A 14,691-nucleotide genomic window follows, 5' to 3' on the forward strand; every position below is an offset into this window, starting at 1 on the left:
GCCCAAAAGGGTGGAAGCACCGTTATTTTAAGGGTTGCAGCTTTGCCACCAGGATTGCCATCATTATTGCTTCCTGTAACCATAAAGGTATAATTGCCAGCAGGAAGATCGGTATAGGTAACACTGGGTACATCGGTTTTTACCCAATTTTTACTATGACCTTTGAGGATATAACGGTAACTGTTTTTTTCTGGTTTAATGTAATTTAATAAGGCAAAACCGAGGCTGAAATTGTTGTTGTCGTGTTTAAACGTAATTTGTTTGGTGCTTTTGATATCTTCCTTTAACAATCCATCTGGTGCATTTACTGCTACGGGTTGATCGAATAGTTTGAGTTCGGTAAAAGTGACTGGTGCAACATTCTTATTAATATCAATTTGGCTGGGATAAAAGGCCGTTAAACCATCGTAACCGCCAAAAAATAATTCGCCTTTACTATCTTTTAAAAACGATCTGATATTAAAATCGTTACCCGCTAGTCCATCACTTTTGGTATAATTAATAAACTTTCCTGTTTTGGTAACCAATTTGGATAATCCCTTATCTGTACTGATCCACAAGTTATTTTCCTTATCCTCAATTATTCCCAATACATTACCATTTGGCAGGCCATCCTTTTCGCTGTAGTTCCTGAATTTTCTGCTTTTATTATCAAAAATGCTCAAGCCTCCAAAAGAAGTTCCAACACAAATATTTCCATTTTGTATTTGAATGATGCAATTAATATAATCTGAATTTAAACTGCCTGCACTGTTCTTTTTCTGATCATGATAATAGGCTGTAATTCTTTTAGTAGATGGGTGGTAAGCATATAATCCGGCCTTGGTTCCAATCCACAGATTTTTAGCCTTATCTTCAAATATAACCTGGATGTAGTTGTTCCTCAGGTACTGCTCTAAAGGGCTTTTAACAGTTGTAGAAGCATATTGTCCATTTGTTTTTTTTAATGTAGATAATCCATCTTTGGAGCCTACCCAAACAGTACCATCGCTATCTTCAGTTATTGCAATTATTTCGGCGCCACCCAGGTTGTTTTTTACATCTTTAACATTAATTATTTTTTTGAAATTATGGCCTGAGGGGCTAAATACGTATAAGCCCCCGCGATGTGTACCCACCAATAATTGACCTGTTTTATCAAGACAGAGCGTTTTAATTAGGTTCGAATTGAGTCCATTGCTGTTATTTGGTTCCGATTTATAGTAGGTAAAGGTGTTGTTGCTCCTGTTTATATAATTTAAGCCGCCGCCTTCGGTACCCACCCACAGGTTATGGTATCGATCTTCGGCTATGGCACTTACAATGTTGCTGCTCAAGCCCTGGTGTTTTTTCGAATTCCGGAATACGGTAAATGGTGTAGCAGATGGATAGACTACGTTTACACCTTTATAAAAGGTACCAACATACATCGAACCGTTTAAATCCTCAAAAATGCTATGGATGGAGTTTTGGCTTAAGCCGCTGCTCTGTTCAGGATCGTAACGATAATTGCTGAATTTTTGGTTAATGGGATCGAGGATACTTAATCCTTCCTGTGTACCAATCCAGATGTTGCCCGCTTTGTCGCAGGTTAGTTTTCTAATGTCGTTATTTACAATCGAATTTTGATCTGTAGCACTGGTTTGGAATCGTTTAAATGTTTTATGTTCGTAATCGAATAGATTTAAACCATTATACGTGCCTAACCATAGCCGCTTTTGTTTATCGATTACAATACTTTTTACAGCATTAGAACTGATGCTGTTCTTGTTATTGGGATTATGCCTGAAAATTTCGAAACGATATTTGCCTTTTACCTGGTAAATGCGCACTAAACCATTATAAGTGCCTACCCAAAGGTTTTGTTTTTCATCTTTAAAAATCGAAAAAATCCAGTTGAGTGCAGATTTACGATTGGGCTTGTCAAAAAGAAATTTCTTGAAAATCTGCTTTTCAGCGTCTATCACCAAATTTAGCCCATTGTATGTTCCAATCCAGATGTTTTTTTGAGGATCTTCATAAACGCATTCTACCGAATCGCAGCTAAAGGAATGTACAGAGCTCCGTTTGTTGATGCGGAAAAAATGGTCGGTTTGTCCGTTGTAAATATTCAACCCGTTTTCTGTTCCCACCCACAACCTCCCCTTGGTATCGCTCAGTAGGGCCGAAATTACATTGTTCGAAATGCTATTTTGATTATCTGGGCTGTTGCTGTAAATTTTAAGGCGGTAGCCATCATAGCGGTTTAGGCCGTGCTGAGTACCCATCCAAATAAACTGGTTTTTGTCTTGCGCAATGGCCATCACCGAATTTTGCGACAGGCCATTTTCCATCCTAAGGTGGTTAAAAACAATAGGCTTCTGGGCACACAAAGAGGTGCAGATAAAAAGCATTGACAAAAACCATAAAGCGTTTAAACGCAGATTCATAAAATTAAGCTAGTTTTTTGGCCATCCTATAGCTAATAGTAAAATAGCTTTTGATGTATTTCCTTTAAATATAGCGTGAACTTATTAAAATATTGAAAGATTACAGTTTTTCTACCCTTTCATTTACAATTTTCGACCTTTTTCATTTTGCACCCAATTAGTTTTGGAAAAGCTAATGCAAGGTGATAAAAGAGCTATCATCAGTAGAAATTAACCATTCCTGTTATTGGCTTAACCAAATTTAACTAACAACCAACGCTGCAGTTAAATGTGATATCAACCTATCACAAAGCTGACAGTAAATATTAACCAAACCAACCATGAAACAAAAACTACTTTCACCAAAAGCAGTGCTTTTAAAATTTAGGGACTTGTATAGGCAGTTCTTGTTCGTACACGTGAATCAACAAAAATGGATGATCAACTAAATCAACGTCCTTAAGCAATCAACAACCAAATTTATGAACCTATTTACACTGAAAAGGCATTGCCTGATGCCTGCGCTTGCGCTGCTGTTTTTTAGCGCCTGCAAAAAAGATACCTACACCTCTGAAGTTTTTATTAAGAAACAATGGAAGGTAGACCTATCGGCCTCAAAAGTTTTGCCAGCCATTAGCGGGAGAACAGACCATGCCGTAGCGATGGTATACCTGATGGATAATATGGAAGTGCATTACGACATCTATTTCGACAAGGCACTCGAAAACAGTGATACCCCTGGAAGTGCCAAAATCTATCTCGGCACTGAAACCACATCGGGTGCAGTTTTTATCGATTTAAAAACACCTGCATTTAATGCCAACCGCGAAACTTCAGGATCGGTAGGAGTTGATGCGGCAACGGCCACAAAACTGCAGAGCGAAAAAATATATCTGCAGATTTCTTCTACCCAGCAACCTAATGGCCTGGTGCGCGGACAGCTTAATTAAATAGGAAACCTAAACCAAACAAAATGATTAAAATAATTACTTTTCAAAATCGGGTGTCGGGTTTTAGAACACTTTGCATAAGCTGTTTGCTTTTTGCATTGGGCAATAACATGCTTTACGCCCAAAAAACAGGCGACTCGTTGGTGAAAGATTCTGTGATGGCAAAATTACCTTTACAGGATAGGCATGTAGACCAATGGTTTAAAACCATATCAAAACTCCGTAATGTTGCCGGTACCACCACCATTTATAACGAAGATGTAAATACCACTCCGGTTTCTGACCTTACCAATGCCATAGCTGGAAGAATCCCAGGTTTATACAGTAACAGAAGTTCGGGCCGCACAGGGCCACTGTTCGATGTTTCTTCGTTTACACTTCGCGGCCAATCGCCCCTAATTGTGGTAGATGGCGTTGTGCGTTCGTTTACGAGTTTCAATTTAGACGATATCAAAAGCATAACTGTATTAAAAGATGCGGTTTCGGCCAATATGTATGGTTTAAGATCATCGGGCGGTATTGTTTACATCACCACCAAAGATAAATCGCTGGAAAAACCCTTCGAACTGAACTTTTCGGCGCAGTACGGCGTGCTGAACCAGTTTAAAAGACCAAATTTTATTACAGGTGGTAGTTATGCCGAACTATACAACGAAGCACAACAGAATACTTTTCCAGGCGCCACACCAACCTATCCGGCTGATTTAATCGCCGCTTATAAAAACGGCACCAATAATCCCTTTTTACAGCCCAATAACGACTGGTACAACAGTATTTATAAAAAGAACGCTGCACAACAACGTTACACCATCAATGCGGCAGGGAACGGCAAAAACTATCGCTATTATACTTCTGTAGAGCATTTCAGTCAGGATGGAAACTTTATTTCCGGTCCCGATAATAGCTACGAAACCACCAATTACTATAAGCGCTACAACTTAAGGACCAATGCCCAGATCGATTTTAACGATAACATCCAATTAGGGCTGAACATTTTTGCATCTTTGGCCAGTACCATTGCTTCGGGTTATAACAGTTTTAACGAACGTTCTTTAAATGCCGATGTAAGTTTAAAATTTAAGCTAGATGACATTACAAAAGGATTGTGGGCCAAAGGTTTGTTATCGATCAATAATTATTACCTGCAAACCATTTCTCGTAATAAAACTTTTGCTATTTATTATCCTGTCACCACTAGTACGGGTACCAGTTATACAAAAGTGGGCAGCGATGGTACCATTATTGCCAACAGTGGCGCACCAACCTTAGGCACGCAGAACAAGCAGACTTTTGTTAACGGTTTGTTGGGTTACGATAAAACCTTTGGCAAAAGCACATTGAACGTGCTGGGTACTTTTAACTTAACCAACCTGATTGATTCTTATACCCAGCTAAATCAGATTTATCAGAATGCGGGCATTAGTGCCAATTACGATTTCGATCAAAAATACCTTGCCGAAATTTCGATGGTTTACAGCGGATACAACCGTTATGCACCAGGCAAAAGATGGGGCTTTTTACCCTCGGCAGGTTTGGGATGGGTGCTTTCTAAAGAAGATTGGTTTAACAGTAAAGTTGTTAATTTTTTGAAAATACGCGGAAGTATAGGCGAAACCGCCTGGGCTGATCCAGGAAATTATTATACTTACTTACAGAATTATACTATCGGATCAACCGGTTATAACTTCGGCGCTACAGCTACTGCAGTTTCGGGCAGTTTAGAAAATGCTTTGAAAAACCCCAACATTACCTGGGAGAAAGCTTTAAAAGTTGATGCCGGAATTGAAGCACAGTTTTTAAAAAACCGTTTAAATGTAGAGGTTAATTATTACAATAATAAATATACCGACGAGCTGATTACCCCTGCAAATGGTTATGCTTCGGGAATTATCGGGCAAAGTTACCCAACCGTTAACGGCGGAAGCACCAGGTACAATGGGCTAGAAGCAAGCGTTCAGTTTGCCGATCATAAGAAAGATTTTTCCTACTTCGTTAAAGGCAATTTTACTTACGCCAAAAACAAGGTGATCAGTTTACAGGAAGGTAATTATCCTTACCCGTGGATGTACCGTGCTGGCCAACCTGGTACCACTTTTGGTTACGAGGCTATCGGTTTTTATCAGGTAGGCGAGGATATCAACAAAACTGCAAATATCCCTGGTTACACGCCAAGTCCGGGCGACATCAAATACAAAGACTTAAATAATGATGGCGTAATTAACTTTTTAGACACCAAAGCGCTTAATACCCGTCCGCTTTTCATTTTTGGTTTAAACTTTGGTTTTGCCTATAAAGGTTTTGATTTTAATGCTCTGGTTGAAGGCAGGTTACCAAGGGAGATCTACTACAATCCATCATCAATGCTCGCCTTTAACAACGGTTATGGTTATGTACTCGATTATACCACTGAAAACCGCTGGACACCGCAAAACCCGGTAAATGCAACCCTGCCACGTTTAACCCTCGGTAACGACACCTACAATACCCAAACTTCGAGCTTTTGGTACAGAAGAGCCGATTATATCCGCCTTAAAAATGTAGAAATAGGTTACACCGTGCCAGTTAAATTATTGGCGAGAGCAAAAATCAGCAAGCTGCGGTTTTTTGTTAACGGTTACAACCTCTTAACCTGGAGCAAACTCGATTATTTCGACCCCGAAACAGGTTTGTCTGGCTTTGCCAACTACCGCATTATCAATGGTGGTTTATCACTTAAACTATAAGCGTATCCAAGATGAAGAATTTTAATAAAATTACCCTAATATACACCCTGTTTGCCATATTATTTGCCAGCGGGTGTAAAAAAATGATTGAGGATGGACCTTTAGAAAATGCCAATAAAGACCTGGTATTCGATCCAACTGATTCACTTGGCGTTTATGCCGAAGCTTTCCTCAATAACACCTATTCGAGCCTGCCAAATGGTTTTAACCGGATATCTTCCAACATGCTCGATGCCGGTACCGATGATGCCATTCCATCTTCAACCTCCGCACAGGTGCAGTTCTATTCAAATGGCGCCTTTAACCAGGTGGCTTTGCCCGATAATACCTGGGATGCCAATTATGCGGGCATCAGAAAAGTAAATATTTTTCTGGCGAACATCGATCAGGTGCCCATTAAAACCACAGGATTTAAAAAACGCTTTAAAGCAGAGGCACGGGCATTAAGGGCCATGTTTTATTTCGAACTGGTTAAACGCTGGGGTGGTGTTCCCTTAATCGGTAATAAAATTTTCGAGCTGAACGATCAGATAAACCTTCCGCGCAATAGCTATCAGGACTGTGTAAACTACATCAATAGCGAACTTGATGCTGTTATGCCCGATCTGTTGGGTCCAAATGCAACAAGTGGTTATACCACCATCTATTTCGGACGTTTTACACGCGGTGCCGCCATGGCATTAAAATCGAGGTTGCTATTGTATGCAGCAAGCCCTTTAAATAATGCTGGTAATGATGCCTCAAAGTGGACGGCCGCCGCATTGGCTGCCAAAGCAGTGATGGATAGTGTTGTAGCGGGCAAATTTGTTTATGGTTTATCAACCTCAACAGCAACGGCCCATTACACCACCACGAATATGAGTGCATTGGCCCCATCTACTTCCTTAAGCAATTATGTGGCAGGGGTGAATAAATTTTTAAATGTGTTTTCTTCAAGGTATAATGCCGAAATCATATTGCCTTATTTAAGGGCTACCACTACCGATGTAGAGCAGAACAATGAACCTGTGGGCTATACCCGGCAGGGACAGGGCTTAACTAACCCCACTCAGGAACTGGTTGATGAGTTTGAAACTTTTGCCGGTAAAACCATCCAGGAGAGTAGCTCCGGTTATACGCTTGCCGCACCATACTATAACCGCGATCCGCGATTGGCCGGAACGGTTTCATTTGATGGCTTATTTTGGCTTAACCGTAATGTTCAAACTTACGATGGAGGTAAAGACAGGCCTAAAGGATATGGTAATGCCGTATCGGATGAAACCAGAACAGGTTACTACCTGCGTAAATTTATGACGGGTACCACCAGCGAAAGTGCCTATACTGCACAGAACCATAATTTTCCGATTTTCAGGTATGCCGAAATCCTCCTCAACTTTGCCGAGGCTCAAAATGAAGCTGTAGGGCCAGATGCCGATGTATATAAAAGTATCAACGCCATTAGGGCAAGGGTAAATATGCCGGCTTTGCCAACGGGTTTAACCCAACAACAGATGCGTGATAGGATCCGCCACGAGCGTAGGGTAGAAATGGCTTTCGAAGAACAGCGTTTCTGGGATATCCGCCGCTGGAAAATTGCCGAAAATGTATTAAACGGAACATTACATGGGATTAAGGGAACGCTAAATGGTACCATGGTAAGTTATGCTATTGTAACGGCAGCACCTACCAGGTTCGAGTCTGCTAAAATGTACCTCTACCCAATACCATTTAAAGAAATGGCATCTAACAGCAACATGGTTCAAAATCCAAACTGGTAGCTAATCAACAACATGATGAAAAGATTTTTAACATATATTATATTACTATCAGCCCTTTTGGTACAAACCGTGTATGGGCAGGTAGGAAAAACGGTTTCGGGTGTAATTTCCGATAACCGTGGCCCAATACCCGGTGCCAGCATTTACGAAAAAGAAGCCACGGCCAATGGTACCACTTCCGACCAGGATGGTAAATTTACCTTGCGCCTTAAAAGTTCCAGTGGCGTACTGATCATTAAATCAGTAGGTTATTTAACCAAAGAAATCGGCACAGAGAGCAGAACCAGTGTAAATGTTACCCTCGAGGAAGACGCCAAAGGACTGGAAGAAGTGGTTGTATTGGGTTTCGGTGAAAAAGCAAAAAAAATTACCAATACTGGGGCGGTGAGTTCTATTTCGGGTAAAGAAATAAGACAAAGTCCTACAGCGAGCATTCAAAACTCATTGGCAGGCCGTTTACCAGGGTTTTTCTCCCAGCAAAGAAGCGGTCAGCCCGGTAAAGATGGTGCAGCTTTTCAGATCCGAGGGATCAGCACCTACCAGGGAACAACCACGCCTTTAATTATTGTGGATGATATTGAGGTAACTGCTGATCAGATCAATATGCTCGATCAGAATGAGATCGAAAGTTTAACCATCTTAAAAGATGCTTCTACAACAGCCGTTTATGGTGTACGTGGTGCCAATGGTGTTGTGGTGGTGCGTACGCGCAGGGGAGAATCAGGCAAGCCACAGTTAACCTTTAGACAGGAAACTGGTTTAACCCGATCGGCTGTGAATTTTAAAACCAACGACGGTTATACTACCTTAAAAATGCTGAACGAGTACACCACCGAGCAGTACATGGATCCGGCCACCCAATACCCTAAATTTTTTGGCGGGAATAACCTCGAGCATTACCGCCTGCAGGATGACCCTTACAATTATCCATTTGTGGATTGGTGGGATGAACTGACAAAAGATTACAGCATACAAAACCGCAGTAACTTTGATATCAGCGGTGGTACTCAAAAAACGAAATACTTTGTTTCGCTTGGTTATTTCAGTCAGGGTGGGATGTACAAAGATTTTACCAAAGATGAAGGTTACAATGGCGATTATCAGTTCGACCGTTACAATTTCCGCTCAAATGTAGATTTAGATCCCAATAAAAATTTGCATATCCGTTTTGATTTATCAGGAAGATTCGGGGTAACCAATTCACCAAACGATTCGCCCGGGAACGGTGGTGCACCAACCCTGCAATATTTATGGAACGGGCAATTATCGGCTTTTGGCTTTCCCGCTTACAATGCAAACGGCACTTACGGTGGTTCTACCAGCGGGTCGACAAAAATAAACCCAATAGCCAATTTAAGATGGTCGGGTTATAGTCGCGATTACACCAATAACCTTGGGTTTGTAACACAGGTAGATCAAAAATTGAATTTCATTACAGAAGGACTTACCGCAAATGCATTGTTATCGTATGCCAGCGATTATAGTTTCAATCGCTCTTTAAAAAGAAGCTCCTCTGAAATACCTACTTATTACTATGATGCCAATACCAGCAGTTACCTGCCAGTTGTAAACAACCTCTACCGTTTGGGTAAGTTAACAAGGAGCGGAGGTTATACCGGATCGAACCGTTTAACCAATTTACAGGCCTCATTAAAATACAACAGAAGTTTTGCCAACCATAATATAAATGCTTTTGTATTGCTTAACCAAACTACAAAAACTGAAGAAACGAGTGCTGTTGCTTATGATCCCTACAATGTGAGGGGGATTGTTACATCTTTCAGTTATAACTACAAACAGAAATACCTGCTCGATTTTAAAGGTGCATACAATGGATCGGATAAATTCCAGTCGAGCAAAAAATACCAGTTTTTTCCAGCGGTAAGTGTAGCCTACAACATCAGTGAAGAACCTTTTTTTAAAAACAATATCAATTTTATTGATAATTTAAAAATCAGGGGATCTTATGGTATGGTGGGTAACGATGGTATCGGATCATCTGTATATTCTTACGAGAAAACCTATGTTGGCGGAAGTGGTAAAGGCTATATTTTTGGCGAAACAGGCAATACAACCTATGGTGGTTTAATTGAACCCACTTTGGCCAATACCGAAATTACCTGGGAAACCCAACGTGATGCCAATATTGGGCTTGAGCTTAGGATGTTTAAAGGCCGATTGGGTTTGAATGTTGATTTTTACAAAAAACGCCGCGAAGATATTTTAACACAGCGTGCATCAGTTGCTGCTGCATTTGGTGCTTCGCTACCTTTCGTAAACCTGGGCATTGTTGATAACAAAGGATATGAAGTAGAGTTAACCTATAAAGACAATCTTTTCTCTAACAAACTATCGTATTTTGTTAATGCGCAGATAAGTCATTCAGAAAACAAAGTAATTTTCCGCGATGAAGGTGCCGTACGCTACCCTTGGTTAGGTTTAACCGGAAAACCTGTTGGTGCCCTCTTTGCTTACCAGGATGCAGGGCTTTACCAATCACTGGCTGATTTATATAACAGTCCGAAATTGATCACCGCCACCCCTTTAAGCAATTTATCGCTCGGAGGTGTTAAACTGGTTGATTTAAATGGCGATGGTATTATCGATCAATACGATTTAGGTTATATCGGAACCAATCAGCCCGAGTATATTGCGGGTTTAAGTTTTGGCTTCTCTTACAAAAACTTCGATTTCAGTACCTTATTCCAAAGTTCATTTAAATATTTCATCAATATCAACCGTGGTGTAATCGGTTATAGCCGTCCCGAAAATCAATCTATTCCTTATAACCTGGGCCGTTGGACACCCGTTACCCGTCAGGAAGCTACATTCCCTGTATTGGCAGGCAGTGGTTCGCAAAGTGGTGTGTTTTCTACTTACTGGACAAAACGCGGTGATTACATCCGTTGGAAAAACGTAGAAATAGGTTACCGTTTACCCACTTCGTTTGCTAAAAAACTCCACATGAACAACATCAGAGTATATGCCAATGGTTACAACCTTGGCTTGCTTTACACGGCGTTGCCTGTGTTTATAGATCCAGAATCGGTAACTGGAACGGCCAGCACCACAAACCTTGGCGATGTAAACGAATACCCGCAACAGAGCATATTCAATTTTGGGATCCAGTTTGGGCTATAATTCAAAAAAGATAAAGAAATGAGAAAGAAATTTTATATCATCAATATCATTGCAGTAGCACTTTTTAGTTTGGCTGCATGTAAAAAATCTAGTTTTTTGGATAGGAAAACAGAAACTTTAACCGAGGATAAGGTTTTTGCAGATAGCGCGCTTACCATCGGCTTTGTAAATGACATGTATGCCTATACCGGACAAGACATTGTTTTGCAGCGGGCGGGTTATATCACCAGTCCCAATGGTAACGATTGGGCCTGTTTTGATGAACAGACAAGTTTAGCACTAAGTTACTATAGTACACCACAAACAGGGGTAATTCAGGGTACCTATACCGCTAGCAATTACTCACTGAACAATTACTGGACAACTTATTATAAAAAAATCAGACAAGCATCGCTGTTTTTGCAGAGTATAGGTAAAACGCCGATTTCAGCTGTTCGTAAGAATAGGTTGATTGCTGAAGCGCGTTACCTTAGGGCATTCTTTTATATCGGTTTGATCCGCTTTTATGGCGGTGTACAGTTAATGCCCGATGTTCCACTCAATGCAGATGAAATTTTAATATCCAAACGCAATACCTACAAAGAATGTGTTGATTATGCTGTTGCCGAACTTGATGAAGCAGCAAAAGGTTTGCCCAATGCATTGGCGCAGGAAGCCGCAGAATACGGACATGCTACGAGAGGTGCTGCATTGGCCCTTAAGGCAAGGATTTTACTTACAGCAGCGAGTCCGCTTTTTAATGGTAAATCGCATAGTACAGATGCTTCCTTATTGCCTTATATTACCTATTCGGCAACTTATAATGCAACACTTTGGCAGAAAGCAGCTGATGCATTAAAAGCAGTGGTTGATCTGCCTGATTACGCATTGGTAGAAGATAATGTAACCCGTCCTGGCCATGGTTTTTGGAAAATGTTTATCAAAGGCAGAAAAAATACCGAAGTAATTACACCTTTCGTGGTTTCTTCGGGAGCAGTGAGCTTTTTGGGCGGAACAAATTTTGAATCTTATCGTTTTCCAAGAAGCAGACAATCTACTACTTATACCTTTTGTAACCCGACCGAATCTGCGGTAGAAAATTTTGGAACTAAAGAGGGGAAGGCAATTGATGATCCTGCTTCGGGCTACAATTCCAATAATCCTTATATAAACCGCGATCCACGTTTTTATTTCTCTATCATTTACAACCAAGCGCCTTTATGGAAAAGTGGTTCGGGTACTACATTGGTTCCGGTTGATATCTATTTTAACAAGRCCACAAATGCACTGGCTGCTGATGGGATACAAGCTTATTATACCAAAACGGGATACTATTCGAGGAAAATGGCTAACGATTCTACCGGTACATCCGCCAGTATTGAAAGATGTTTGCCGGTGATCCGCCTGGCAGAAATATATATGGGCTATGCAGAGGCATTAAACGAATTGGGTCAAACAGAACAGGCTGTTTCATGGCTTGTCAAAATCAGAAAACGTGCAGGGATTACCGCGGGAACTGATAACCGTTATGGCATCGTTGCAGGCATATCGCAAGCTGCATTTAGAATATTGTTACAAAAAGAATCTGTTGCCGAGTTTTTCTCAGAGGGGCATTTCTGGTACGATACCCGCAGGTGGAGAACAGCAGAGCTAACCGAAAGCAAGAATATTATGCAGACATACATCTCAAAGGAAGCCAATGGAACTTTTACTTACGATAGAACAAAGCTGGCATTATCGGTTAATTGGCAACAACGAGCTTATCTCGCACCAATTCCTCAAACAGAGATTGATAAATCGGCAACGTTAATGCAAAACCCAGGTTGGTAATAATCAGCTTAAACAATTTTTTTAGTTGAGTTAGTCCCAGACCAGTTGCCTGCCAAAATAAGGTAGGCAACATCATGGTCGGGTAAAAACCTTAAACCTTTTATACACCATTACGATATCAATACGATCATCTTAAATATCCACTATGCCTACCGATCAACAAGAAAGCCCGGTTTTAGCTAAACTCAAAACCTCAATTGATATCAGAACACTTGAGCCCATTATGTTTTATTCGGGGAAGGATGATGAACTACAGGTTTTTTTAAATGAAAGCGAATATGGCGAACTGATCATTATTTCACTTGCTAATGATCAGTTTTTAGTGAAAGAGGTATTGTTAGAAGAAACAAATGAAAAACTCGAGTGGAAACAGGATCATAAAGGACTGAGGATTTCGGTACCCGAAGGATTACAAAAAAGTAGTGGGGATATGGGGCGTGTATTGAAAGTTACTTTTTGAGTCGTGAGTTGGYAGTTCAGCGTCAATTACTGATAAAAGCCCTCGGAGTCGAAAGGAATAGTTTGAAGTTAATTAACCAATAAAGATTGCTTAGGCTCCAGCTTATCTGGCCCCGCAATGACGGATTGGGTAATGGAGCATCTACTAATGAACTAATGACAAGTGAACTAATAAACCAATAACAATCAATTAACCATAAACCTTTAACCATTAAACAATGAAAAACAAAAAACAACTTTGCTTTGCACTGCTTTTGATGATTTCAAGCGGTCTTTTAATGACTGCCTGTAAAAAAGCACCTGTTTCAGAACCAGAAACACTTGGCACAAAACCAACTACATTGGCACTAAACTCTGAAACCACACCGCCTAGTTTTGTAACCAACACCAAAAACCTGAATATTGTAATGTTTGTGCCTACCGATAACCCGGCGCTTTCTGATTACAAAACCCGCTTAACCTCTTTATTGGTTCATTTTCAGGGCTGGTTCCATACCGAAATGTTAAGGTATGGCTATGATAAATACATGGGATTGCCCAAAATCGATTCAACCGGATTGGTGCGTTTTATCGAAATACCAGCTCAGTTTGCACAATCTGCCTATCCTTACGATGCCAGTATTTCTGCAACTAAAATCCTGAACGAAATTGCGGCCTACAAAGCCACACACGCTTCAGAGTTTTCAAATTCAAGCCATACGCTGATCTTATTGCCCCAGCGTACCGATGGTAGTTTTGATCAGCCTTTTTACGGTTATGGTAAAAATTGCTTCGCTACTGACAATTCGAACATGGCGGTTGATAAAATCCCTAATGCAACATCAAATTTACTTGGCGGCATGCTGCACGAGCTGGGACATGGCTTAAATTTACCGCACGATCATGCCAAATATGCTTCAGAACAACCAACTTTAGGTACTTCTTTAATGGGATCAGGAAATGTAACTTTCAGTAAAGGTCAGCCAACATTCTTAACCGAGGTTGATGCTGCCATTTTAAACCGTAACGAAGTGTTCCAGAATCCTTTGCCTACAGAAATACCTTACGAAGCAGCCACCACCACGATTGATGCGCAGTTTGCCTACAATGCAACAACACAGGCTTTCAATGTTACAGGTTCATTTACAAGTAATAAAGAGGTAAATGATATTCTAATTTACATGGACCCAGATTTGGGTAGTAGCGATGCTGATTATAATGCCGTGGCATGGAGATCGAACCCAGGTACTGGAAATACAATTTCGGCAACTATTCCTTTTAGCGAGCTTTATTATAAAAACAACGAAGCTTACAACATCAGGGTGAAATTGCTATTGAAAAATGGTGCTAATGTGAGCAAAACCTATTCATTTTCATTTTTAAATGGTGTGCCGCAAATCGGTGCAAATGGTTCTGCTAAATTTCATCAGAATGCCAGTTATGGTGGCTATGGTATATCATTACCTGTTGGCCAGTATACCAC

At 40.7% G+C, this 14,691-nt stretch carries 8 protein-coding genes; 7 read left to right on the plus strand and 1 reads right to left on the minus strand.

Annotation, left to right across the window (positions count from 1 at the left end):
• Nucleotides 1-2,312: ligand-binding sensor domain-containing protein (locus tag AC1DND_RS08800; RefSeq protein ID WP_477580865.1), on the minus strand; the 2,312-nt coding region annotated here is incomplete at its 3' end.
• Between the two features lie 557 nt (nucleotides 2,313-2,869).
• Here AC1DND_RS08800 and AC1DND_RS08805 point away from each other — a divergent pair.
• The 7 genes from AC1DND_RS08805 to AC1DND_RS08835 form a co-directional block, all read left to right on the plus strand.
• A complete protein-coding gene (locus AC1DND_RS08805; RefSeq protein WP_477580867.1) occupies nucleotides 2,870-3,337 on the plus strand; it encodes a CHRD domain-containing protein in 468 nt (155 codons plus the stop codon).
• A 23-nt stretch (nucleotides 3,338-3,360) separates the two neighbouring features.
• Nucleotides 3,361-6,060: a SusC/RagA family TonB-linked outer membrane protein gene (locus AC1DND_RS08810; RefSeq protein WP_477580869.1), complete on the plus strand. Its 2,700-nt coding sequence runs from the start codon at nucleotides 3,361-3,363 to the stop codon at nucleotides 6,058-6,060.
• An 11-nt stretch (nucleotides 6,061-6,071) separates the two neighbouring features.
• Nucleotides 6,072-7,820, plus strand: a complete 1,749-nt coding sequence (locus tag AC1DND_RS08815; RefSeq protein ID WP_477580871.1) for a RagB/SusD family nutrient uptake outer membrane protein — start codon at nucleotides 6,072-6,074, stop codon at nucleotides 7,818-7,820.
• 15 nt (nucleotides 7,821-7,835) lie between these two features.
• Complete coding sequence (locus AC1DND_RS08820) at nucleotides 7,836-10,961, plus strand: SusC/RagA family TonB-linked outer membrane protein (protein ID WP_477580873.1); 3,126 nt, start codon at nucleotides 7,836-7,838, stop codon at nucleotides 10,959-10,961.
• Nucleotides 10,962-10,979: 18 nt separating this feature from the next.
• Complete coding sequence (locus tag AC1DND_RS08825; RefSeq protein WP_477580875.1) at nucleotides 10,980-12,770, plus strand: RagB/SusD family nutrient uptake outer membrane protein; 1,791 nt, start codon at nucleotides 10,980-10,982, stop codon at nucleotides 12,768-12,770.
• 145 nt (nucleotides 12,771-12,915) lie between these two features.
• On the plus strand, nucleotides 12,916-13,230 hold the full coding sequence (locus AC1DND_RS08830; RefSeq protein ID WP_477580877.1) for a hypothetical protein: 315 nt from the start codon (nucleotides 12,916-12,918) through the stop codon (nucleotides 13,228-13,230).
• Between the two features lie 217 nt (nucleotides 13,231-13,447).
• The coding region (locus tag AC1DND_RS08835; protein ID WP_477580879.1) for a hypothetical protein at nucleotides 13,448-14,691 on the plus strand (1,244 nt) is incomplete at its 3' end.

The sequence above is a fragment of the Pedobacter sp. 01N416 genome, assembly GCF_056399685.1.

What these genes read in the sequence shown, in the direction of transcription:
- AC1DND_RS08810 (WP_477580869.1), top strand. Translation starts at nt 3,361, where the DNA reads ATGATTAAAATAATTACTTTTCAAAATCGGGTGTCGGGTTTTAGAACA.
- AC1DND_RS08830 (WP_477580877.1), top strand. Translation starts at nt 12,916, where the DNA reads ATGCCTACCGATCAACAAGAAAGCCCGGTTTTAGCTAAACTCAAAACC.
- AC1DND_RS08805 (WP_477580867.1), top strand. Translation starts at nt 2,870, where the DNA reads ATGAACCTATTTACACTGAAAAGGCATTGCCTGATGCCTGCGCTTGCG.
- AC1DND_RS08820 (WP_477580873.1), top strand. Translation starts at nt 7,836, where the DNA reads ATGAAAAGATTTTTAACATATATTATATTACTATCAGCCCTTTTGGTA.
- AC1DND_RS08815 (WP_477580871.1), top strand. Translation starts at nt 6,072, where the DNA reads ATGAAGAATTTTAATAAAATTACCCTAATATACACCCTGTTTGCCATA.